We start from the raw sequence: 24,563 nt of genomic DNA on the forward strand, positions 1-24,563 counted from the left end.
CACCCGGTCGATCACCATGATCGACGACGGCACCATGTAGGCGGGCAGGCGTTCCTCGACTTGCGCGGTGAGTGCGGCCACATCGAGCGAACGGCCCGGCGCGGCAACGACATACGACACCAGCGAGACGGCGCCCGCGCTGCTCTTGTGGCCGAGGGTGACGGCGAAGTCGACGGTGTCGTGGGAGGCCAGCGCGGAGTCGATCTCGCCCAGTTCGATGCGGAAGCCGCGGATCTTCACCTGGAAGTCGGAGCGGCCCACGTACTCGACGGTGCGTTCCGGCGTCCAGCGCACGACGTCACCGGTGCGGTACATCCGCTCCCCCGGGACGAACGGGTCGGCCACGAACCGGTCGGCCGTGAGACCCGGACGGGCGTGGTAGCCGCGCGCCAACTGGATACCGGACAGGTACAGCTCACCAGCGACACCCACCGGAACTGGCTGGAGCTGGGCGTCGAGGATCAGCGAGCGCATGCCGCGCGTAGGGCCACCGATGGTGACCAGCTCGCCCGGCGCCAGCGCATCGCTGATGTTCGTCATGATCGTGGTCTCGGTCGGACCGTAGCCGTTGTGGAACGCACGAGTCGTGCCGTCCGCCAACGGAACCGCCCACTTGTGCACCAGGTCGGCAGGCACCGCCTCACCACCGGCAACCAGCACCCGCAGCGAGTCGAGCCCGCTCGGGTCGAAGGTGGCCAGGGCGGCGGGGGTGATGAAGGCGTGGGTGACCCGCTCGCTGCGGATCAGCTCGGACAGCTCGTCGCCGCCGTACACACCCGGCGGGACGACGACAAGCGCACCGCCACGTGCCAGGGCGAGCAGCAGTTCGAGGATCGACGCGTCGAACGAGGGCGACGCGAAATGCAGTGCGCGCGTGGACGAGTCGAGGTGGTAGCGCTTCGCCTGCTCCTCACCGAAGTTGGCGAGACCGGCATGGGTGACCACGACGCCCTTGGGCACACCGGTCGAACCGGAGGTGTAGATGACGTAGGCGGGCTGCTCGGGAGTTGTCGCCCGGACCAGCTCGCCGTCGGCGATCGGGCCGCCGTCGAAGCGACCGAGGTCGAGTTCGTCGAGCACCAGCCAACCGGCCGCCTTCGCGTCGGCGCCTGCCCCATCCGCGGCGATGTCGGGCAGACCGTCGGCCACCGACGCCACGGTGATGCCCAGCGGCGAACCGGAGTCGGTGACCATGTGGGCGATGCGGTCGGCGGGGTAGGTCGGGTCGACCGGGACGAAGGCGGCGCCGGTCTTGGCGACGGCCCAGGCGGCGAGGACCGAGTCGGCCGAGCGGGGGACGCCGATGGCGACGAGGTCCTCGGCGCCGATGCCGCGCTCGATCAGCAAGCGCGCCAAGCGGTTCGACCGTTCGTCGAGTTCGGCGTAAGAGAGAGTCGTCCCCTGGAACACGACGGCGTCGCCGGTCGGGTTCTGGGCGACGGCGGCGGACAGGAGTTCGCGCAGGGTGCGGGCGGGCACGGGGGGTTCGCCGACGCGGAACACGAGGTCGGCCCGCTCGGCGGCATCGAGGACGTCGATGGCACCGATGGTCACCGCGGCATCGGCGGCAACTGCCTCGAGCACGCGCTCCCAACGGGTCGCGATGGTGTCGACGGTGGTCTCGTCGAACAGTTCGGTGGCGTAGTTCAGCGACAGCGCCATCCCACCGTTGCCGGGCTCACCCAGCTCCGACAGGGTGAACTGCAGGTCGAAGCGGGCGACGCTCTCGTCGAGATCGAGCGCCGACACGGCCAGACCGGGCAGTTCAAGGGTGGTGCGGTCCAGGTTCTGGAAGGCCAGCATCACCTGGAACAGCGGGTTGCGGGCCTGCGACCGCTCGGGTGCGAGCAGTTCGACCAGGCGCTCGAACGGCACGTCGGCATTGCCGTAGGCGTCGAGGTCGGTCTTGCGGGCCTGCTCGAGCAGGTCGGTGAACGACTCACCGGGGCGCACACCGGTGCGCAGCACCAGGGTGTTGACGAACATGCCGACGAGGTCGTCGAGGGCCTGCTCACCACGACCGGCGATGGGGGTGCCGATGGCGATGTCGTCGGAACCGGACAGGCGGGCCAGCAGCACCGCGAGCGCGGTGTGCATGACCATGAACAGCGAGGCACCCTGCCGTCGGGCCACCTCGTCGAGGCGGGCGATCAGCTCGGGCGAGAGCTCGCGGTGCACCGACGCGCCGCGCAGCGAGGCGACGGCCGGTCGCGGCCGGTCGAAGGGCAGGGTCAGTTCGTCGGGGACACCGGCGAGCTGACGCTGCCAGTAGGCCACCTGACGCGCCATCAGCGATTCGGTGTCGTCCTCGGTGCCGAGGACGGCGCGCTGCCAGATCGCGAAGTCGGCGTACTGCACCGGCAGCGGCGCCCAGCCGGGCGCGGTGCCCTGGGCGCGAGCCGTGTAGGCCAGCATCACGTCGCGAGTCAGCGGGGCGATGGAGAAGCCGTCGGCGGCGATGTGGTGGACCACCACGACAAGCACGTGCTCGGCGGCCGCACCGGAACCGGCGAGCTGGGCCGCGCTCGGGGCGTGCGCACCGTCGCGGGCGGACGCGGCGCCGTTCGCGTGCGCACCGTCGTTCCCGGGCGCGACGCGGAACAACCGGGCGCGCAACGGCACCTCTTCCGCCACATCGAATCCGGTGGAGACGAACTCGGTGACAGTCTCGAAGAGCTGATCGGCAGCGACGGTGACCGGGCGCAGGTCCAACGAAATACGTTCGGCCGCAACGACTTGCTGCACCGGCGTGCCGCCGTGCTCGGGGTAGCGGGTGCGCAGCGACTCGTGCCTGCGCACGAGGTCGGCCAGCGCCAGCGACAGCGCCTCGACGTCGAGGTCGCCGGTGAGGCGGATCGCGACGGGCAGGTTGTAGGCCGAGGAGGTGGTGTCGTACTTGTTGAGGAACCACATCCGCTGCTGGGCGAACGACAGCGGGACCAGTTCGCCGTCGGTGCGCTCACGGGCCACGAGCGCCGCCCGAGCGGTTCCGCCGGTGTGCGATTCCACCCGAGCCGCGAGGGCTTCCACGGTCGACGCCTCGAACAGGGCACGCACGGGCACCGTCGCACCGAGCGCGGCGCCGATGCGGGCGACGACGCGGGTGGCGATCAGCGAGTTGCCGCCGAGGTCGAAGAAGTCGTCGTCGACGCCGACCCGGTCCAGGCCGAGCACGTCGGCGAACACCGAGGCCACGGTTTCCTGCACCGGCGTGACCGGGGCGCGGAAGGCGCGCGCCTGCACCGCCGGGGCGGGCAGGGCACGACGGTCGAGCTTGCCGTTGACGGTGAGCGGGATCCACTCGAGCCGCACCAGCGCGGCCGGGACCATGTAGGCGGGCAGCTGCTCCGCGGCGCCGGTGCGAACGGCATCGAGATCGGGCTCGATATCGGCATCGGCGACCACGTAGGCGACGATGCGCTGGTCACCGGGGGTGTCCTCACGCACGATGACCGCCGCCTGCGCGATACCGGGCTGGGCGAGCACGGCGGCTTCGATCTCACCGAGCTCGATGCGGAAACCGCGCACCTTCACCTGGTCGTCGGCGCGGCCGAGGTATTCGAGTTCGCCGAAACGGTTCCAGCGCGCGAGGTCGCCGGAACGGTACAGCCGCGAACCGGCCTGGTTCGGGCCTGCGAGGGGGTTGGCGACGAAACGCGTGGCCGTCAGGTCGGGTCGGCCCAGGTAGCCGCGCGCCAATTGCGGTCCCGCGACATACATCTCACCCGCGACACCCACCGGCACCGGACGCAGACGCGAGTCGAGCACGAACACGCTCAGGCCCGCGATGGCCCGGCCGACGACCGAACCGGCCGCCGCCGCGATGGTCTTCGCGTCCAGCGCGCGGAACGACACGTGCACCGTGGTCTCGGTGATGCCGTACATGTTCACCAGCGTCGGCGACGAATCACCGTGGCGGGCAACCCAATCCGACAGGCGGCGCAGTTCGAGCGCCTCACCGCCGAACACCACGTAGCGCAGGGCCAGCGGCGCGACGCCCGGTCCGGCGTTCCGGTCGGCCTCGGCCAGCTGGTAGAACGCCGACGGCGTCTGGTTGAGCACCGTCACCTGCTCCACCCGCAGCAGTTCCAGGAACTGCTCGGGCGAACGCGAGGTGTAGTAGTCCACGACGATCAGCGAGCCGCCGAACAGCAGCGGACCCCACAGCTCCCAGACGGAGAAGTCGAAGGCGTAGGAGTGGAACAGGGTCCACACATCGCGCGGGCCGAAGCCGAAGTCGCGATCGGTATTGGCGAACAGCCGCACCACATTCCGGTGCGCGACGGCGACGCCCTTGGGGCGGCCGGTCGAGCCGGAGGTGTAGATGACGTAGGCGACATTGTCCGGTGACAGCGGTGCGAGGCGATCGGCATCGGTGATGGGCGCGTCGTCGGCGTCCTCCACATTGCCGGTCTCCACGGCGAACCCGTCGAGGACCACCGAGGGCAGGTGCGCGGGCACCGTCACCTGAACGGTGGAGTCGAGCACGACGCTGGTCGGGCGCGAATCCTCGAGCACGTAGGCGATGCGCTCGGCCGGGTACGTCGGGTCGACCGGCACGTAACCGGCACCGGTCTTCACCACCGCGAGCAGGGCGACGACCAGATCCAGCGAACGCGGCAGGATCACCGCGACCAGCGACTCCGGGCCCGCGCCGTCGTCGATCAGCCTGCGCGCCAGCACATTCGCGCGCCGGTCGAGTTCGGCGTAGGTGAGCGATTCGACGCCGAACTTGGCGGCGATCCGATCCGGGTAGGCGGCAGCGGCCGCGTCGAACAGGTCGACGAGGGTGGTGTGCCGGTTGCCGAACAGCCCGCGCCGGTAGCCGGCGGGGGTGCTGGCATCGTGCACCACGGGCAGGGCGATGGCGTCGGCGCCCGAGGACACCCAGCGCTGGGCGACATCGCGCTGTTCGGCCTCACCGAGCAGGTCGATGTCACCGACGATCACGTCGGGGTTCTCGGCCACGGTACGCAGGATGCGGACCAGGCGGTCGCCGAAGGCGGCGACCGTCTCGGCGTCGAACAGATCGGTGGCGTAGTTCCAGGACATGGCGAGCGAGCCGTCGGCGGCCTCGCCCACGGTGAGCTGCACGTCGAATTTGGCTGTGCCCGGGTCGAAGTCGACCACGTCGAGATCCAGACCCGGCAGCGCCACGGTGCCGGTGTCGGCGGCGGTGGCCGCCTCGAAGGTGAGCGCCACCTGGAACAGCGGGTGGTGCGCCTGCGAGCGAGTGGGGCTGAGTACCTCGACGAGGCGTTCGAACGGCACATCGGCATTGGCGAAGGCCGACAGGTCGACCTTGCGGACCTGCTCGAGCAGGTCACCGAAGCGCCCGCCGAGGTCGACCTCGCTGCGCAGCACGAGGGTGTTGACGAACATGCCGACCAGGTCGTCGAGCGAGCGTTCGCCACGGCCGGCGATCGGGGTGCCGATCGCGATGTCGGTGCTGTTGGACAGGCGCGCGGCCCAGGTGGCCAGGGCCGCGTGCATCACCATGAACAGGGTGACGCCGCGGGCACGGGCGATCTCGGTGAGCGCCCGATGCAGTTCGGCGTCGATCGAGAACCGGTACAGGTCACCGGTATTGGTCGCGATCTCGGGACGCGGCCGGTCGGCGGGCAGCTCGATCTGGTCGGGCAGGTCGCGCAGCTGCTCGGTCCAGTAGGCGAGCTGACCCGCGGCGACCGAGTCGGGATCGGACTCCTCGCCGAGCACCTCACGCTGCCACAGCGTGTAGTCGGCGTACTGCACCTCCAGGGGCGCCCAGGCGGGCACCTCACCGCGCGCGCGTTCGGTGTAGGCGACCACCACGTCACGCAGCAGTGGACGCAGCGAGAAGCCGTCACCGCTGATGTGGTGCATCACCAGGACGGCGACATGCGTGCGCTCATCGATGCGCAGCAGGCTCGCGCGGAACGGCACCTCGCGGGTGACGTCGAACTGGACGCTCGCCAGCTCGACCACGCGGGCGACGACGTCCTCGGCGGCGACCGGCTGGGCGGGCAGCGCGAAACGGACCTCGTCGACGGGCAGGATCTGCTGGTAGCCCGCGCCCTCGATCACCGCGTCGCGGTCGGCGGGCCCAAAGGCGGTAGCGGAGCGTGACCACGCAGGGCCCTCGGCCGCGACGCCATCGAACACAGGGTAGAAGGTGCGCAGTGACTCGTGCCGGGCCATCACGTCGGCGATGGCGGATTCCAGTGCGGCCGTGTCGAGTTCACCGGTGAGCCGGACGGCGATCGGGATGTTGTTGACGGCGGTGCGGTTGTCGAAGCGGTTGAGGAACCACATCCGCTGCTGTGCCTGCGACAGCGGGACCAGCTCGGGGCGCGGACGCGGCGTAAGCGGCACACGGGCACCACGGCCGGACGCGGTCTCCACGCGGGCCGCGAGCGCGGCGACGGTGGGCGCCTCGAACAGCGCGCGCAGCGGCACCTGGGCGTCGAGGGCTTCCGACAGGCGCGCGGCGACCCGGGTGGCGACCAGCGAGTTGCCGCCGAGTTCGAAGAAGTCGTCGTCGAGGCCGACCTGGCCCGCGCCGAGCACCTCGGCGAAGGTGGCGGCGACGATCTGCTGCACCGGGGTGACCGGCGCCTGGAACACCCGCGCGGCGAACACCGGGGCGGGCAGCGCCTTGCGGTCGAGCTTGCCGGAAGCGTTGAGCGGGAAGGCGTTCAGCACCATGAACGCGGCGGGCACCATGTACACCGGCAGTTCGGCGGACAGGGCGGCCTTCGTCGCGTCGGTGTCGACACTCTGTCCGGTCTCCGGGATCACGTAGGCGACCAGCTGGTCGCCGGTGTGCTCGTCGGCGCGCACCACCACGACCGCCTGCGCGATCTGCGGCAGCGCGGTGAGCGCGGACTCGATTTCGCCGAGTTCGATGCGCAGGCCGCGCAGCTTCACCTGGAAGTCGGTGCGGCCCAGGTACTCCAGCTCGCCGTCAGGGGTCCAGGTGACGAGGTCACCGGTGCGGTACATGCGCTCGCCGGGGGCGAACGGGTCGGCGACGAAGCGGTCCATCGTGAGGTCGGGGCGACCGACGTAGCCGTGGGCCAGCTGCACACCCGCCAGATACAGCTCACCCGCGACACCCACCGGAACAGGTCGCAGGCGCGAATCCAGCACGTACAGACGGGTGTTGAACACCGGCGCGCCGATCGGCACGGTATCGGTGTCGGCCTCGGTGACCTCGTGGAAGGTCACGTCGACCGCGGCCTCGGTCGGGCCGTACAGGTTGTGCAGCGCGGCACCGGTGAGTTCGCGCAAGCGCTGCGCGGTCGGCGCGGGCAGCGCCTCACCGGAGGCGAACACATTGCGCAGCGAAACACAATCGGCGGCAAGCGGTTCGGTGACGAACACGGCCATCATCGACGGCACGAAGTGCACCGTGGTGACCTGCTCGGCCACGATCAGCCGGGCCAGGTAGGCCGGGTCGCGGTGCCCGTCGGGCTTGGCGACCACCAGGCGCGCACCGACCTGCAGCGGCCAGAAGAACTCCCACACCGACACGTCGAAGGTGGCGGGCGTCTTCTGCAGCACCACGTCGTCGGCGGCCAGCCCGTAGGCGGCGTGCATCCACACGAGGCGGTTGACGATGGCCGCGTGGCTGACCGCGACACCCTTGGGGCGACCGGTCGAACCGGAGGTGAAGATGACGTAGGCGGTGTTGCCCGAGCGCAGCGGGCGATGCCGGTCGGCGTCGGTGACCGGCTCGGCCGAGTGGCCGGACAGGTCGAGCTGGTCGATGCGTACCTCGCGACCGGCGGCCGCGGGCAGGCTCTCCCCCGAGGTCAGCACGCACACCGGCTGGGCGGTGTCGAGGATGTGTTCGATGCGCTCGGCCGGGTGATCGGGGTCGAGCGGCACGTACGCGCCACCGGCGGCGGACACGGCGTACATGCCGACCAGCAGGTCGATCGAGCGCCGCATACCAAGGGCCACATACGATTCCGGGCCGACACCGGCGTCCTTGAGCCAGCGGGCGAGCTTGCGCACGCGCACCGCGAACTCGGCATAGGACAGACTTGTCCCCTCGAACGTGAGAGCTGTCGCGTCGGGCGTGCGCGCGACCTGCGCCTCGAACAGCGCGTTCAGGGTGGCCGGGTCGTCGTCGCTGGGGGTGCTCAGCGCGGCGTCGACGGCGAATTCGGTGTCGTTCCACCGGTCCAGCACCAGGGTGCGCTCGGCGTTGTCCAGCAGTTCGATGTCGCCGACGGCCACGGTGGGGTCGGCCACGATCGCGGCGAGCACACGCAGCAGACGGGCGCCGAAGGTGGTGGCGAACGCGGCGTCGAAAAGGTCGGTGGCGTAGACGAGTTCGGCGTCGAGGTGGCTGTCGTCGTCGGCCGGGACCTCGCTCAGCGCGAGCTGCAGGTCGAACTTGGCGGTGTGCTGGTCGATGCCCAGTTCCGACACGGTCAGGCCGGGCAGCTCCAGGGTGGTGCGGCCCAGGTTCTGGAACGACAGCATCACCTGGAACAGCGGGTGCCGCGACTGCGAGCGGGCCGGGTTGAGCACCTCGACGAGCCGCTCGAACGGCACGTCGGCGTGGGCGAAGGCGGCCAGGTCGTGTTCGCGCACCTGGCCGAGCAGCTCGGTGAACGCGACGCCTGGCTCGACCTGCGCGCGCAGCACCAGGGTGTTGACGAACATACCGACCAGGTCGTCGAGGGCCTGCTGACCACGACCGGCGACCGGGGTGCCGATGGCGATGTCGGACGTGCCCGACAGGCGTGCGAGCAGCACGGCGAAAGCGCTGTGCACGACCATGAACAGAGTGGTGCTGTGCTGGTGGGCCACCCGGTTGAGAGCGTCGACGAGTTCGCCCGGCACCTCGAAGCGGTGCGTGCCCGCCTGGTAGCTGGCCTGCGCGGGCCGCGACTTGTGGCCGAGGCGCAGCTCGTCGGGCAGGTCGGCCAGCGCGGTGCGCCAGTGGTCGAGCTGCTCGGAGATCAGCGAGGTCGGGTCGTTCTCGTCACCGAGAACCTCGCGCTGCCACAGCGCGTAGTCCACGTACTGCACGGCCAGCGGCGGCCAGCCGGGCTCGGCGTTGGCGGTGCGGGCGACGTAGGCGGTCATCAGGTCGCGCACCAGTGGGCGCAGCGAGAAACCGTCGGAGGCGATGTGGTGGACCACCATCACCAGCACGTGCTCGCGTTCGCTCAGCTCGTAGACCCGAAGGCGCACCGGCGGATTCGCGGTGACGTCGAAACCGCGACGGGCGAACTCGTAGAGCGAGGTCGCCATGTCGGTTTCGCCGGGGCGACCGGCGGGCTCGGAGGCGGTAGCGGAGCGTGACCACGCAGAGCCCTCGGGAGCCCCGAAGTCGGACACAGCCTCGACCAGTTCCACGTCCGGAATGGCGGCCGCGGCGGCTAGCACCTTCTGGTAGGCGGTGCCGTCGTGGGACGGGAAGACGGTGCGCAGCGACTCGTGGCGGGCGATCACGTCGGCGACCGCGCCGCGCAGCGCGGGGAAGTCGAGCAGGCCCTGCAGGCGCACCGCGACCGGAATGTTGTAGGTGCCGGTGTCCTCGGCGTCGAAGCGGTTGAGGAACCACATGCGCTGCTGAGCCAGCGACAGCGGCGGGTACTCCGGACGCGGACGCGCGGTGAGTTCGGCGCGCAGACCGCTGCCCGCGTGCGATTCCACCCGCGCGGCGAGCGCGCCGACGGTCGGCGCCTCGAACAGGGTGCGCACGCCGACCTCGGCGTCGAGCGCCTTGCTCAGGCGGGCCGCGACCTGGGTGGCGACCAGCGAGTTGCCACCGAGGGCGAAGAAGTCGTCGTCCACGCCCACGCGCTCGGCACCGAGCAGGTCGGCGAAGATCTCGGCGACGATCTCCTCGATCGGCGTGGAGGGGGCACGGAACACCTTCGCCTCGAACACGGGCGCCGGCAGCGCCTTGCGATCCAGCTTGCCGGAGGCGTTGAGCGGGAACGCCTCGAGCACGACCAGCGCCGAGGGCACCATGTAGGCGGGCAGCTCGGCGGCGAGCCCGGCCTTGACCGCGGCCACATCGAGAGCCGAGCCCTGTTCGGGCACCACGTAACCCACGAGCTGATCGCCCGCGTGCGCGTCGGCACGGACGACGACGACCGACTGCGCGACACCGGGCTGGACCAGCAGCGTCGCCTCGATCTCGCCGAGCTCGATGCGCAGGCCGCGCAGCTTCACCTGGAAGTCGGTGCGGCCCAGGTAGTTCAGTTCACCGTCACGGGTCCAGGTGACCAGGTCGCCGGTGCGGTACATGCGCGAACCGGCGGGACCGTAGGGGTTGGCGACGAAGCGGTCGGCGGTGAGGTCGGCCCGGTTGAGGTAGCCGACGGCGAGCTGATCGCCCGCCAGGTACAGCTCACCGGCGACACCGGAGGCGACGGGGTGCAGCCGCGAATCCAGCACGAACACCTTGGTGTTCCACACCGGACGGCCGATCGGCACCGTCTCCACGTCGGCGTCGACGACCTCGTGATAGGTCACGTCGACGGCGGCCTCGGTGGGGCCGTACAGGTTGTGCAGGCGGGCGCCGGTCAGCTCACGCAGGCGCTGTGCGGTCGGCGCGGGCAGCGCCTCACCGGAGGCGAACACCTGACGCATGCGCACCGCGTCACCGTTGCCGTTGTTGCCGAGGGTCGACACGAACACCGACAGCATCGACGGCACGAAATGCGCTGTGGTGATGGACTGTTCGGCGATGATCTGCGCCAGGTACACCGGATCGCGATGACCGTCGGGCTTCGCGACCACCAGGCGCGCACCGGTCTGCAGGGGCCAGAAGAACTCCCACACCGACACGTCGAAAGTAGCGGGGGTCTTCTGCAGCACCGCGTCGGTGGCGTCGATCGGGTACTCGTGCTGCATCCACAGCAGCCGGTTCACGATCGCGGCGTGGTCGACGGCGACACCCTTGGGGCGGCCGGTCGAACCGGAGGTGAAGATGACGTAGGCGGTGTTGCTGTCGCGCAGCGGACGCACCCGCTCGGCGTCGGTGATCGGGGCACCGCTGAAATCAGCGGGCGCCTCGATGTTCTCGACGGCGTGCACGGTGACGCCCTCGACCTCGAAACCGTCGCGACGGCTGGTGAGCACCAGCCGCGGCTGAGCGGTCTCGATGATGTGGCCGATGCGGTCGGCGGGCTGATCGGGGTCGAGCGGCACGTAGGCCGCACCCGTCTGCAGCACCGCGTACATGGCGACGACGAGTTCGGTGGAACGCCGGATGGCAAGGGCCACATGCGAATCCGGGCCCACACCGTCGGCGATCAGCCTGCGGGCGATGCGGTTGGCGCGCTCCTGCAGCTCGCGGTAGGTGAGCTGTTCGGCTTCGAAGACCAGCGCGACCGCGTCAGGGGTGCGCTCCACCTGGGCGTCGAACAGCGAGACCAGGGTGGCGTGCGGCACCGCGTGCGCGGTGTCGTTCCAGTCGACCAGGACCTGCGCGTGCTCCTCGGGCGCGAGCAGGTCGATGTCGCCGACGGGCACCTCGGGGTCGGCGACGATCGCGGCGAAGATGTTGTCGAGGCGGCGGGCGAACGCGGCGACCGTCGATTCCTCGAAAAGATCGAGCGCGTAGGAGAACTCGGCCGACATGCCGCCGACCTCACCATCGGTGTCCTGCACCTCGGTCAGCGTCAGTTGCAGGTCGAACTTGGCCAGCTGGGCGTCGTAGTCGATACCGCTCACCGACAGGCCGGGCAGCTGCAGCGAGGCCTGCTTGGTGTTCTGGAACGACAGCATCACCTGGAACAGCGGGTGCCGCGCCTGCGAACGCGCCGGGTTGAGCACCTCGACGAGGCGCTCGAACGGCACGTCGGCGTGGGCGAAGGCCTGCAGATCGGTCTCGCGGGCCTGGTCGAGCAGGCTCGCGAAGGCGGTGGCGCCGTCCACCTCGGTGCGCAGCACCAGGGTGTTGACGAACATGCCGACGAGATCGTCGAGCGCCTGGTCACCACGACCGGCCACCGGGGTGCCGATGGCGATGTCGGACGATCCGCTCGAGCGCGCGAGCAGCACCGCGAGGGCGCTGTGCATCACCATGAACAGCGAGGCGTTGTAGCGGCGGCCCAATTCCATGAGGGCACGCTGGGTTTCGCCCGCGATGACGAAGCTGTAGGTGCCACCCCGGTAGCTGGCGGCGGGCGGACGCGGGTGGTCGGCCGGGAGCACCAGCTCGTCGGGCAGATCGGCGAGTTCGCGCTTCCAGTAGTCGATCTCCGAGGAGATCAGCGAGGTCGGGTCGTCCTCGGAGCCGAGCACCTCGCGCTGCCAGAGCGCGTAATCGGCGTACTGGACCGGCAATTCGGCCCAGGTCGGCGCCTCCCAGGAGGTGCGCGCGGCGTAGGCCATGATGACGTCGCGCGAGAGCGGCGCCATCGACCAGCCGTCGGCGGAGATGTGGTGCACCACCATGCCGAGCACGTACTCGGAATCGGAGATCTCGAAAAGCCGTGCGTGCAGCGGTACTTCGCTGGTCACGTCGAAGGCCATCGACGCGAGATCGATCAGGTGATCGATGAGGTTTTCCTCGGTGACCCGGTACGGGGTGAGGTCGGGCACGATCTGAGCGGCGTCGAGCACCACCTGCACCGGGCCGTTGCCGGAGTCGGGGAACACGGTGCGCAGCGACTCGTGCCGGTCGATGACGTCGATGACGGCCACCTGCAGCGCCGCCACGTCGAGGTCACCGGACAGGCGGATGGCGACCGGGATGTTGTTGACCGCCGAGGCGGTGTCGAAGCGGTTGAGGAACCACATGCGCTGCTGAGCCAGCGACAGCGGCACCTGTTCGGGCCGCTCGCGCGCCACCAGCGCCTTGTGGGCGCCGTCGCCGGCCTGCGATTCCACGCGCGCGGCCAGGGCGGCCACGGTGGACGCCTCGAACAGCATCCGCACCGGAACGCGGGTGTCCAGCGCGATGCCGACGCGCGAAACCACTTGGGTGGCGATCAGCGAGTTGCCGCCGAGTTCGAAGAAGTCGTCGTCGACGCCGATACGCGGCAGATCGAGCACGTCGGCGAAGACCTGCGCGATGATCTGTTCGATCGGCGTTGTCGGAGCACGGAATTCGCGCACCTCGAACACCGGGGCGGGCAGAGCGCGGCGGTCCAGCTTGCCGTTGACGGTCAGCGGAATGGCGTCGAGCTGCACGAACGCCGAGGGCACCATGTACGCGGGGAGCTGGTCGGCGGCGAACTGGCGGACCTCGTCGAGGTCGAGCTTGTGTGATTCGGCGACGACGTAGGCGACGATGCGCTGACCGCCGGGCTGGTCCTCGCGCACGATGACCGCGGCCTGCGCGATCTCCGGGTGCGAGAGCACGGCGGCTTCGATCTCACCGAGCTCGATGCGGAAACCGCGCACCTTCACCTGGTCGTCGGCGCGGCCGAGGTATTCGAGTTCGCCGAAACGGTTCCAGCGCGCGAGGTCGCCGGAACGGTAGAGGCGTTCGCCGTCGCCCATCGGGCTCGCGACGAACCGGGTGGCGGTCAGATCCGGGCGACCGAGGTAGCCGCGGGCCAACTGCGGTCCCGCGACATACATCTCACCCGCGACACCCACCGGAACCGGACGCAGACGCGAGTCGAGCACATACACGCTCAGACCGGCGATGGCGCGACCGACGATGGAACCCGAAGCGGCGGCGATGGTTTCGGCGTCGAGCGCGCGGTACGACACGTGCACCGTGGTCTCGGTGATGCCGTACATGTTGATCAGCGTCGGCGACGAATCACCGTGGCGGGCAACCCAATCCGAGAGGCGACGCAGCTCGAGGGCCTCGCCGCCGAACACCACGTAGCGCAGGCTCAGCGGCTCGACGCCGGGACCGGCATTGCGGTCGGCCTCGGCCAGCTGATAGAAGGCCGACGGGGTCTGGTTGAGCACGGTCACGCGCTCGGTGCGCAGCAGGTCCAGGAACTGCTCCGGGGAGCGCGAGGTGAAGTAGTCGACGACCACCACGGTGCCGCCGAACAGCAGCGGGCCCCACAGCTCCCACACCGAGAAGTCGAAGGCGTAGGAGTGGAACAGCGTCCACACATCGTCGGGGCCGAAACCGAAATCACGATCGGTGTTCGCGAACAGTCGCACCACATTCCGGTGCGCGACGGCGACGCCCTTGGGGCGACCGGTCGAACCGGAGGTGTAGATGACGTAGGCGACATTGTCCGGCGACAGCGGCGCGCGACGGTCGGCATCGGTGAGCGGCGCACCGTCGGCGTCGTCGAGGTCGCCGAGCACCAGCACGGGCAGGTCGTCGGCCAGCTCCACCTCGGAGTCGGCATCGATGACCACGCTCGTGGGGCGTGAATCCTCGAGCACGTAGGCGATGCGCTCGGCCGGGTAGGTCGGGTCGACCGGCACGTAACCGGCGCCCGTCTTCACGACCGCGAGCAGGGCCACGACCAGGTCCAGCGAACGCGGCAGGATCACCGCGACCAGCGACTCCGGGCCGGCGCCGTCGGCAATGAGCTTGCGCGCCAACGCGTTCGCGCGGCGGTCCAGCTCGGCGTAGGTCAGCGACTCGTTGCCGTAGCGGGCCGCGACATTGTCCGGATGCGCCGCGACGGCGGATTCGAACAGGTCGACCAGGGTGATCTCCCGGTCGGCGAACCGGCCGGTGCCACCGTCGGGGGCGAAGTTCACCCAGTCGCGCGACACATCGAGGCGTTCCTGCTCGCCGAGCAGATCGATGTCACCGACGGCCACCGACGGGTCGACGGTGATCGCGCGCAGGATCGACAGCAACCGGTCGATGAACGACTGCACGGTCTCGGCGTCGAACAGGTCGGTCGCGAACTGCGCGACCGCCGCGAGACCCTGCGGGGCACCACCGCTGCTGTGCTGTTCGGTGATGGTCCACTGCAGGTCGAACTTGGCGATCGCGACCTCGAGCTCGTCGGCGCTGACCGTGAGACCGGGCAGCTCCAGCTCGCCGTGCGCCATTTCCTGGAACGACAGCATCACCTGGAACAGCGGGTGGCGCGCCTGGGAGCGGGTCGGGTTGAGCACGTCGACGAGGCGCTCGAACGGCACGTCGGCGTTGCCGAACGAGGCCAGGTCGGTGTCGCGGGTGCGGGCCAGGAAATCGGCGAACGACAGGCCGGGATCCACGTCGGAACGCAACACCAGGGTGTTGACGAACATGCCGATCAGGTCGTCGAGCGCCTGCTCACCACGACCGGCGATGGGGGTGCCCACCGCGATGTCGCGGGTGTTGGACAGCCGCGACAGCAGCACCGCGAGCGCGGCGTGCAGCACCATGAACAGGGTGACGCCCTTGGCCCTGGCCAGGGCGATCAGGTCCGCGTGCAGCTCGGGGTCGATGTCGAAGGCCAGCTGCGCGCCACGGAAACTCTGCTGCTGCGGGCGGATCCGGTCGGCGGGCAGGTCGAGCTGATCGGGCAGCCCGTCCAGCGCCCGGCGCCAGTAGTCGATCTGGCGGGCCGCGATGGACTCCGGGTCCGACTCCGAGCCGAGCAGTTCCCGCTGCCACAGCGTGTAGTCGCGGTACTGCACCGGCAGCGGTTCCCACGCCGGGGCCAGCCCCGCCGCACGAGCGAGGTAGGCGGTGGCGACATCGCGGGCCAGCGGGCCGAAGGAGAAACCGTCGGCCGCGATGTGATGGACGACGAACGCGACCGCGTATTCCGGTGTGCCATTGGTGGTTCCGCCGGTGACCCGGTAGATCCGCACCCGGATCGGCAGTTCGAGGGTGACGTCGAAACCCTTGGACGCGAAGTCGACCAGCTCGGCGGGCAGCTCGGCCTGATCGATCGAGGACACGGTGATGCCGAGGTCGAACTCGTCGGCACCCAGCACCCGCTGGAAGCCGCCGTCGGCGTCGGGGAAGATCGTGCGCAGCGACTCCTGTCGCACCACAACGTCGTTGAGCGCCGCGATGAGCGCGTCCACCTCGACGCGGCCCCGCATCTGCACCACGAAGGGCAGGTTGTAGGTGGGCGCGGCGGGGTCGAACTGGTTGATGAACCACATCCGCTGCTGAGCCAGCGACAGCGGTACCCGATCCGGGTGCTCCTGGGCGACCAGCGGCGGGCGGGACGAGATCTCGGCGGGCGCAACGGCTTCCGCCCGCGCGGCCAAGCCGGCGACGGTCGGGGTCTCGAACAGGGCGCGCACGCCCAGCTGGATGCCGAACGCGGCACCGATGCGGGCCACGACCTGGGTGGCGACCAGCGAGTTGCCGCCGAGTTCGAAGAAGTTGTCGTCGGCGCCGACCCGTTCCTGGCTCAGCACATCGGCGAAGATGCCCGCGACGATCTGCTCGGCGGCGGTACGCGGAGCACGGAAATCGCCTGCGGCGGCGGTGAACACCGGCTCGGGCAGGGCCTTGCGGTCGAGCTTGCCGCTGGTGTTGAGCGGGAACGCGTCGAGCACCATGATCGACGCGGGCACCATGTAGCTCGGCAGCTTCTCGGCGACGAACCTGGTCAGTGTCGCCGGGTCGGCGGACTGCCCGGGGGCGGGCACCACGTAGGCCACCAGCTGCTGACCGGTCGCGGTGTCGACCACGAGCACCGCCGCCTGGCTGACGCTCGGATGCGCGAGCAGGTCGGTCTCGATCTCGCCGAGTTCGATGCGCTGACCACGGAACTTCACCTGGAAGTCGGTGCGGCCGATGTATTCGAGGACGCCGTCGCCGTTCCAGCGCACCAGGTCACCGGTGCGGTACATGCGTTCGCCGGGGCCGCCGACGGGGTTGGCGACGAAGCGGTCCGAGGTCAGGTCGGGGCGGCCGCGGTAGCAGCGGGCCAGCTGTCGACCGGCCAGATACAGCTCACCCGGTGCACCGATCGCGGCCGGGCGCAGCCGCGAATCCAGCACGTAGACTTCGACATTCCATTCGGGGATACCGATCGGCACCGTGACGGTGTCGGCTTCGGTCGCCTCCCAATAGGTCACCGAGACAGCGGCCTCGGTGGGGCCGTACAGGTTGTGCAGGCCGGCGCTGGAAATGGCGCGCAGACCGGCGGCGGTTTCCGGCGGCAGCGCCTCACCGATCACGAAAACCGCACGCAGACTTTCGCATTGGGCGGCGGTGGCGTGGGAGACGAAGACGGTGAGCATGGACGGCACGAAATCCGTCACGGTGACGCGGTGGCGTTCGATCATGTCCGCGACGTAGAGCGGGTCGCGGTGCCCGTCGGGCGAGGCGATGACCAGCTTGGCGCCGACCATCAGCGGCAGGAAGTAACCCCACAGCGACACGTCGAAGGTGGTGGCGGTCTTCTGCAGGTACACGTCGTCGGCGGTCAACCGGTACTCGTCGAGCATCCACAGCTCTTGGTTGACGATCGCGTGGTGGGTGACCGCGACGCCCTTGGGGCGGCCGGTGGAACCCGAGGTGTAGATGACGTAGGCGGTGTTGTCCGGGCGCAGCGGGGCGAGCCGGTCGGCATCGGATACAGGTGTGGCGTCGAAACCGGTGGTGTCGAGTCGATCGATCTCCACCCGGGCGACATCGGCGGGCAGGTCGAGCTCGTCGCGGCTGGTGGTGAGCACGCAGACCGGTGCCGCGGATTCGAGGATGTAGGCGGTGCGGTCGGCCGGGTGATCCGGGTCGATCGGCACGTACGCGCCACCGGCACGCAGTACGGCGTGCATGCCGATCACCAGCTCGAGCGAGCGGCGCATGCCGAGGGCGACGAGGGATTCCGGGCCGACACCGTCGGCGATCAGGAAACGCGCGAGCCGGTTCACCCGGTCGGCGAACTCGGCGTAGGTGAGCGTTTCGCCCTCGAAGTCGAGGGCGATGTTGGCCGGGGTGCGCGGGACCTGCGCGTCGAGCAGGGCGGGCAGCGTGGTCGCGGGGACCTCGTGCGCGGAGTCGTTCCACTCGGTGAGCGAGCGTTCCAGTTCCTCGGCGCCGGTGACCGGCAACGCCCACACGGGCAGTTCGGCGTCGGCGGCCAGGAAGCGGTCGAAGAACTCGAGGAAACGGGCGTGGTGGGTGCGCGCTTCGTCGGCCGAATACAGGTTCGGGTTGGTCTCGAAGTCGATGTGGGAGCGGGTGCCGCCGTGCGACTGGTAGAAGTTGACGCCCAGGTCTTCGATGCTGCCGGTGGACAGCACGTTCAGCGTGCCCTCCATGTCACCGAAGCGCAGCTGGTTGTCGAACAGCATGATGTTGACCCACGGACCGAAGAACTCCGTGGAGACCATGCCGTCACCCGCCGAATCACGGCGGATGTCCTCGTGCCGGTAGCGCTGATGACGCAGCGCGCCCGACACCTCGGTGGTGACCGAACGCAGCAGCTGGGCGACCGTGGTGTCGTGGCCGACACGCAGGCGCAGCGGCACGATATTGGAGGTCGCGCCACCGGAGCGGCGCATGGTCGCGGTGGTGCGGGCGGTGACCGGCAGGCTGAGGATGACGTCCTCGGTGCCGGTGATCTGAGCCAGGTAGGCGGCGAAGCCGGCGATCAGCAGCGGGGCGGCGGTGCTGTCGTGGCGGGCGATCGCGGCGGCTAGCAGGTCGTCCTGGTCCTGCGACAGCGCGGCGCTGGTGATGTCGTTGACCGGCGACGGCGGCGCCGAACGACCGGTGAGGCTGCTGCCCTCCTCCAGGCCAGCGACACGCTGGGCCCAGTGCTCCTTGTCGGACTGGAATCGGGTGCTGTCGCGGTAGGCGATCTCGGACTCGTAGAGCGAGCGCAGATCGGCGGCCTTGTTCGGCGGGGCCGGGATGCCGGTGACCTCGGCGGTGTAGAGCTGCGCCGTACGGTTGACGAAGTTGTTGGCGCCGAAACCGTCGAGCACGATGTGGTGGACGCGGGCATACCAGTACCAGCGCTCGTCCTCGAGCTGCAACGCGGCGGCCTGCACCAGGCGGTCGCGCACGATGTCGAGCGGGCGGCTGTACTCGGCGCGCATCCACTCCGCGGCGGCGGCCTCCGGGTCGGCCTCGCCACGCAGATCGACATAGATCAGCGTCGCGTCCTGGGTGGGGTCGATGGTTTGCATCGGCTCGCCGTCGATCTCGACGATGCGCAGCCAGCCCGATTCGAGGTCGGTGGCGGCACCGGCGCTCGCACGCTCGAGCGCGGCCACATCGAGGCGGCCACGCAGGTCGACGTACTGGGCGATATTGATCGGCACCAGCGGGTCGACGTGCTGCGCGTACCAGATACCCAGCTGTGCGGGCGAGAGCGGGAAGTACTCCGAAGAGCCTCCACGTCCGTCACCAGTTTCGCCGTTTCCGCCGAAATCCAGCCGGTCCAACCCAAACCTCGCTTCCGGAACACCCGTTCCAGGCGCTCCCCGACGACACCGGAACGCAGACGCCCAGCCAGAACCAGCGGTGGCGCCTGCGTCTCGGGTTCAATTCTCGAAATCAATCAGGCAAAAAATGTCCATAGGCACTATCTGTCGGCTCAGCCGATCTCGTTACATGGCCGAGACCATGCTTCGGACCGTCCGGCCGACCGCGCCGGTGTGCTCGTCGCAAACCATCGCACCAATCTACCGGTGCCGCTGCCCCGCAACCAACCACCTCCATAGCTGGCGGGCATCGACCCAGGTCAGTGCGGTGCCTCCCGTTTGCTGACCGTTCCACCCACCTCACACCCCACCACCGGTGGTAGTGCGTCGACCCGATTGAGGGATGGGTCACATACCGCGCCGCGCGGCTCCTGCCGTCCAGGCCACGATCGGGCGGGCGGGTCCTGGTTGCCGTTGCTACGTGGGGATTACCCGAGGTCGTGGGCCCGGTGTCAGCCGGTCCAGCCGCCGGCTCGCGCACGGGCCGGGTCGTAGAGGTGCGACTGGGCGCAGGTTTCGGGGACGGTCATCGCCGGGCCGACCAGGATGACCGCCGCCTGGCGCAGGCCCGCCGATTCGACCTTGGCCGCGATGTCGGCGAGGGTGCCGCGCAGGACGAGTTGTTCGGGTTGGCTCGCGCGATAGACAACGGCGACCGGGCAGGCCGGGCCGTATTCCTGCGACAGTTCCTCGGCGAGCGGATCGATCCTCGTGATCGCCAGGTGCAGGACCAGGGTGGCGCCGGTGGCGGCGAAGTTCGCCAGGGCCTCGCCTGCGGGCATCTTGGTCGAGCGGGCCTGGGTGCGGGTGAGGACCACCGACTGCACTACCTCGGGCACCGTGAGTTCGGTGCCGAGGATCGCCGCGGCCGCCGCGTAGGCGGGCACGCCGGGGGTGATGTCCCAGGGGACGCCGTGCGCGTCGAGGCGGCGGGTCTGTTCGGTGAGGGCCGAATAGATGGACGGGTCGCCCGAGCACAGCCGGGCGACATCCTTGCCTGCCTCGTGCGCCTGGACGAGATGGGCCGTGATCTGGTCCAGGTCGAGGCGCTGGGTGTCGATCAGTTCCGTGCCGGGGGCGCAATTGGCCAGGACCTCGGGATCGAGGTAGGTGCCCGCGTACAGGCAGACCGGGCTCTCGCGCAGCAGATTCACAGCGCGCACCGTGAGCAGGTCCGCCGCCCCGGGCCCCGCCCCGATGAAATGCACTGTCATGGGGAGGAGTCTAGGGTCGTGCGTTCGGCTCGATGCCTGCCCCGGGTGGCAGTAGGTTCGATGGTGAGCAGACCGAGGGGGAGTCGACCATGGAGTTGAGCAAAGGTGCGAACGCGCCGGTTCCGTCGAGCGAGGTGCGGGTCACGGTGGCGGCCGACACGGGCGCCGACCTCGCCGCGCTGCTGCTGACCGCCGCGGGGAAAGTGCGTTCCGACAGTGATTTCGTGTTCTACAACCAGCCGGTCGGGCCCGGCGTCGAGGTCGTCTCGGAGGAGGCCGTTCGCGTGTCGTTCGGCGCTGTGCCGGCCGAGATCGACCGGATCGTCTTCACCGCCAGCCTCGACGGCACCGGGCCCGCCGATTGGGGTCGGGCTGGGCCGCCACGGATCACGGTGGCTGACCACTCGAGCGGGGCGGTGTTCGCCGCCTTCACGCCGACCGGGCTCGGGCCGGAGACCGCTTTGATCGCGTGCGAGTTGTACCGGCGCGGTGACGGGTGGAAGGTCCGTGCGGTCGGGCAGGGTTATGCGCAGGGGCTGGCGGGTATCGCGACCGATTTCGGCATCACCGTCGATGACGAACCGACGCCGCCGGCCGCACTGCGATCGCAACCGGCGCCTCCGGTCCCGGTGCGATCGGCGCCACCGGCCGAGGTGCAACCGCAACCGCCCCAATTCGGGCGACCGACCGTCGACCTCTCGAAAGGGCATGTGTCCCTTCGCAAAAGCGAAACAGTCTCACTCACCAAGCCGGGCGCACCGGCGCTCACCCGGGTGCGGATGGGCTTGGGCTGGGACCCGGCGACGCGCGGCAGTCAGGTCGACCTCGATGCTTCCGTCATCGCCTACGACGACCGCGCGAAGAAGCTGACCAACGTCTGGTTCCTGCGGCGCGAGGCGTTCGACGGTGCCATCAGGCACTCCGGCGACAATCTGACCGGCCACGGTGACGGCGACGACGAGGTCATCACCGTCGACCTGACGGCGCTGCCCCCGCAGGTCTACGCCCTGGTCTTCACCGTGAACTCCTTCGCGGGCCACAAGTTCGATCAGGTCGGTCGCGCGCACTGTCGTCTGCTCGACGACCACACGGGCGCGGAGCTGGTCCGTTTCGAGCTGTCCCGAGGCGAACCGACCACTGGTGTCTTCCTGGCCATGCTCACCCGTGCGGCGAACGCCTGGAACATGACCGCGCTCGGTGAATACGCGAAAGGGGCGACCGTGCGCAAGATGGTCGATCCCGGCAAACGTTTCGTGACGACGAGTCGTCCCTCGGCGGGCTGACGGCAAGTAAGTTCGGTCTTGGACGGCGGGTGCCGCCACGACGAGGAGGAGCGGCCGCCATGCGAGTACGTGACAGGTTGGGTGTGGGTCTGATGGTGGTCGCCGCGGCAACGGCGTGCGACGACACCAAGGCCGGCCATCCCCTGCCCGCCATGAACCAGTTCGCGCCGACGCAGGACAACCCCGACCCCGCCAAGGCGATTGCCGGTGTGGTCACCGCCGAATTTCCGCTCGGCGGTCATGTGTCGAGCACGCAGCGCGTGGCCTACACATCGATCCCACCGATGGGCGGCACGCACGACGGGGTCTGGGCATCCTGCAACGGCGTCGTGTACCCGGAGGGCATCCGCACCGAGAACGCGGTACATTCGCTCGAACACGGCGCCGTGTGGATCGCCTACAACCCCGCGCGGGTGAGCGCCGACGACCAAGCGACACTCCGGACCAAGGTGCAGGGCGGAACATACATCTTCATGTCGCCCATCCCGAACATGGCCGACCCGCTCTCGCTGCAGTCGTGGGGCCACCAACTCGCCCTCGACAGCGCGACAGACCCGCGCATCGACCAATTCATCATGGCCCTGCGCAACAACCCCTACACCACACCGGAACCCGGAGCTTCCTGCAGCAACCCGATCTTCGACCGCGACCCCGCGCCCTACGACCCGTCCACCCCCGGTCCGGGCTCCGTCCCGATGGACAGCGATCCCACCTTCCCCACCGAGGCACCCGAGCTCCCGCCCGAAATGCCCGCGCCCCGCTGACCTACCCGGTCATATCGAAATGCGCGATGACCTTCGTCGGCCGAACCCGCACCACCAGCTCCCCCGGCACACCGTTGCGCTTACCGAATTCCTCGGCCCGATCCGCACCCATGTACCGGGCGGCGATCGCGGTCGCGGTCCGCACCAATTCCGCCGGATCCTCCGACAACTCGACCGTCCCCTGCACCTCCACCAGCCCATAGGGTGGCTCTTCCAGATCCACACACACCGCAACCCGGGGATCCCGCGCGAACGCCCGCCCCTTCGCGGTCTCCTTCCCGGTGTTGAACACCAGCTCATCGCCTTCCACGATGAACCAGATCGGCGTCACCAACGGCCGCCCGTCCTTGGCCGTGAACGCCACCTTGCCCGTCCGCGTGCCATGGGAAAGAAACTCACGCACCTGAGGATCCGTCAGGGAAGTCATGGTCCCAGGGTAGGCCCACAGCGCACTATGACCGCGCAATCGGGGCGTGCGGCGCTGAACTCGGCACGATTCTCATCAACTCGGTCTTCTGTCAGGATGGACCGATGGAAGGGGAAACATGTTGATCCGCAGGTCCTCGCGGTGCCACCCGAACAGGTCGGTGCGGACTACCGGCAAACGTTCTGTCGCCCCGACGTGGACTCCGAAACAATCCTTGCTCAACTGAACCTATGGAACACCTACATGGACAGCCTCGCTGGACGACCACTTCCCACCGATGAGGAGGACTGCTGGCTGTAGCGGTCGCGTTCCGAATCACGCGATACCTGCACGAGGAAATGCGGCAACGCGCGGACACGTTGCTCGACCGCGATCGTGCGGTACGACAAGTCGGCCAGAGGCTGGCCGCGATGCTGCACACCCTCAGCACCGCAATAGAATTCATGGCAGAGAAAGCCGACACGCTCGCCGACATCGCCGAAGCGATGCGAACCGAGGGCTACGAACTCACCCCGACCGGATTCTTCACAGTGCCCGACCACCCGCGCGACGCCGACCCGCAATCCGTCGAGCGCCGCCGCGTCGAGCTGTATACGAACCTCACCCGCGAGGTCGTGGAACGCGGAACAGTGCAGGTCGGCGCGATCGCACAGATGCGAGCCGAACTCGGCGGCGGCGCGACCGGAATCCCGTCGATCATCCAGGAATGCCAACGCTTCGGCATCGACCTGGTCAGCCCATTCCGCGACATCGCAGGCAGCATTCCGCCCTCGACGCTGCGCAGCGCCGTCGAGCAGTTCATCGGTGACGCCGAACTCGCCCAGCGCCTGGTCGACGACCCGGACTCCGGGATCGATTGCTACCGCCCGATCACCTGACCGCAGGCGAGTGCCTGCCCGGCTGCGACCTCTGACCTGCGCCGTTTCCACCCAGCTCACGAACGCTTGACCCCCCCCACCGAGAATTGATAGCTTCGTCCGGCATCGACAGCGTCGGGCGGCATCGAGGGGGACGGCAGGTGGGGGCTCAGCGGGCACACTGGAGTCGGCTTGTCGCTGTTGTCGGCGCGGCAATGATGTTGTGCGCGTGCGATTCCGCACCGAGCTCCGACCCGACTCCCACCAACGCTTCTCCTACCTTCGCGGCCGAGGTGCCGACCGGGTTCGATCCGTGCCATGACATTCCCGCAGCGGTGTTCGAGTCGGAAAATCTGCGGCCCGACCGTAATCCGGTGTCCAATCTCGATGCGCCAGGCGGGATAAAGTGGCGCGGTTGCGGGTGGGGATACAAGAACGGCAACGGCTACGGGACCGACATCAGGAATACCAACTTGACGGTGGAAATGATCCGGGCAAAGAATTTCACGGGAGCAGAGGAGTTCGTCGCCTCGGGTCGGCAGGTGATCGTGGCCCATCACGATGCCTCTTCTGATTATATGTGCAACGCCAATATCGCCCTGAATGGCGGCAGCCTCGACATCTTCGTTCACAACCCTCCCGAGACTTCACCGGCCACTGGCCACATCCCGTCCTGCACGATCGCTCGGACGCTCGTCGAGAAGATCATGCCGAGTGTCCCGGCCGATGCGTGAGTA

7 protein-coding genes (1 of these 7 only partly in view) are annotated in these 24,563 nt (G+C 69.2%); 4 read left to right on the forward strand and 3 right to left on the reverse strand.

Features of this window, described 5'->3' with window-relative positions:
* Together AB0I35_RS25295 and cobM are read right to left on the reverse strand one after the other, a co-directional pair.
* A protein-coding gene (locus AB0I35_RS25295; RefSeq protein ID WP_357398769.1) for a non-ribosomal peptide synthase/polyketide synthase crosses the window boundary here: on the reverse strand, nucleotides 1–19,242 show its beginning. The gene continues 24,753 nt to the left of window position 1, outside the view; only the first 19,242 of its 43,995 coding nucleotides appear in the window; its start codon is at nucleotides 19,240–19,242; its stop codon lies off the left edge, out of view.
* 491 nt (nucleotides 19,243–19,733) lie between these two features.
* Nucleotides 19,734–20,495, reverse strand: a complete 762-nt coding sequence (gene cobM, locus AB0I35_RS25300; RefSeq protein ID WP_357398771.1) for a precorrin-4 C(11)-methyltransferase — start codon at nucleotides 20,493–20,495, stop codon at nucleotides 19,734–19,736.
* Nucleotides 20,496–20,584: 89 nt separating this feature from the next.
* On the opposite strand from cobM, the gene AB0I35_RS25305 reads away from it, so the two are divergent.
* Both AB0I35_RS25305 and AB0I35_RS25310 read left to right on the forward strand, forming a co-directional pair.
* A complete protein-coding gene (locus tag AB0I35_RS25305) occupies nucleotides 20,585–21,778 on the forward strand; it encodes a TerD family protein (protein ID WP_357398772.1) in 1,194 nt (397 codons plus the stop codon).
* A 59-nt stretch (nucleotides 21,779–21,837) separates the two neighbouring features.
* A complete protein-coding gene (locus tag AB0I35_RS25310) occupies nucleotides 21,838–22,542 on the forward strand; it encodes a DUF3105 domain-containing protein (RefSeq protein WP_357398774.1) in 705 nt (234 codons plus the stop codon).
* A gap of 1 nt (nucleotide 22,543) precedes the next feature.
* On the opposite strand, the gene AB0I35_RS25315 is transcribed toward AB0I35_RS25310, so the two are convergent.
* On the reverse strand, nucleotides 22,544–22,969 hold the full coding sequence (locus AB0I35_RS25315) for a PPOX class F420-dependent oxidoreductase (protein WP_067485274.1): 426 nt from the start codon (nucleotides 22,967–22,969) through the stop codon (nucleotides 22,544–22,546).
* A 443-nt stretch (nucleotides 22,970–23,412) separates the two neighbouring features.
* Here AB0I35_RS25315 and AB0I35_RS25320 point away from each other — a divergent pair, with 443 nt between their 5' ends.
* Nucleotides 23,413–23,847, forward strand: coding sequence for a hypothetical protein (locus AB0I35_RS25320; protein WP_357398775.1), 435 nt, complete (start codon nucleotides 23,413–23,415; stop codon nucleotides 23,845–23,847).
* A 197-nt stretch (nucleotides 23,848–24,044) separates the two neighbouring features.
* Nucleotides 24,045–24,560, forward strand: coding sequence for a DUF3558 domain-containing protein (locus tag AB0I35_RS25325; RefSeq protein ID WP_357398815.1), 516 nt, complete (start codon nucleotides 24,045–24,047; stop codon nucleotides 24,558–24,560).
* The last annotated feature ends 3 nt before the right edge of the window (nucleotides 24,561–24,563 follow it).

This window comes from Nocardia sp. NPDC050378 (assembly GCF_040655675.1).
Lineage (GTDB): Bacteria > Actinomycetota > Actinomycetes > Mycobacteriales > Mycobacteriaceae > Nocardia > Nocardia coubleae.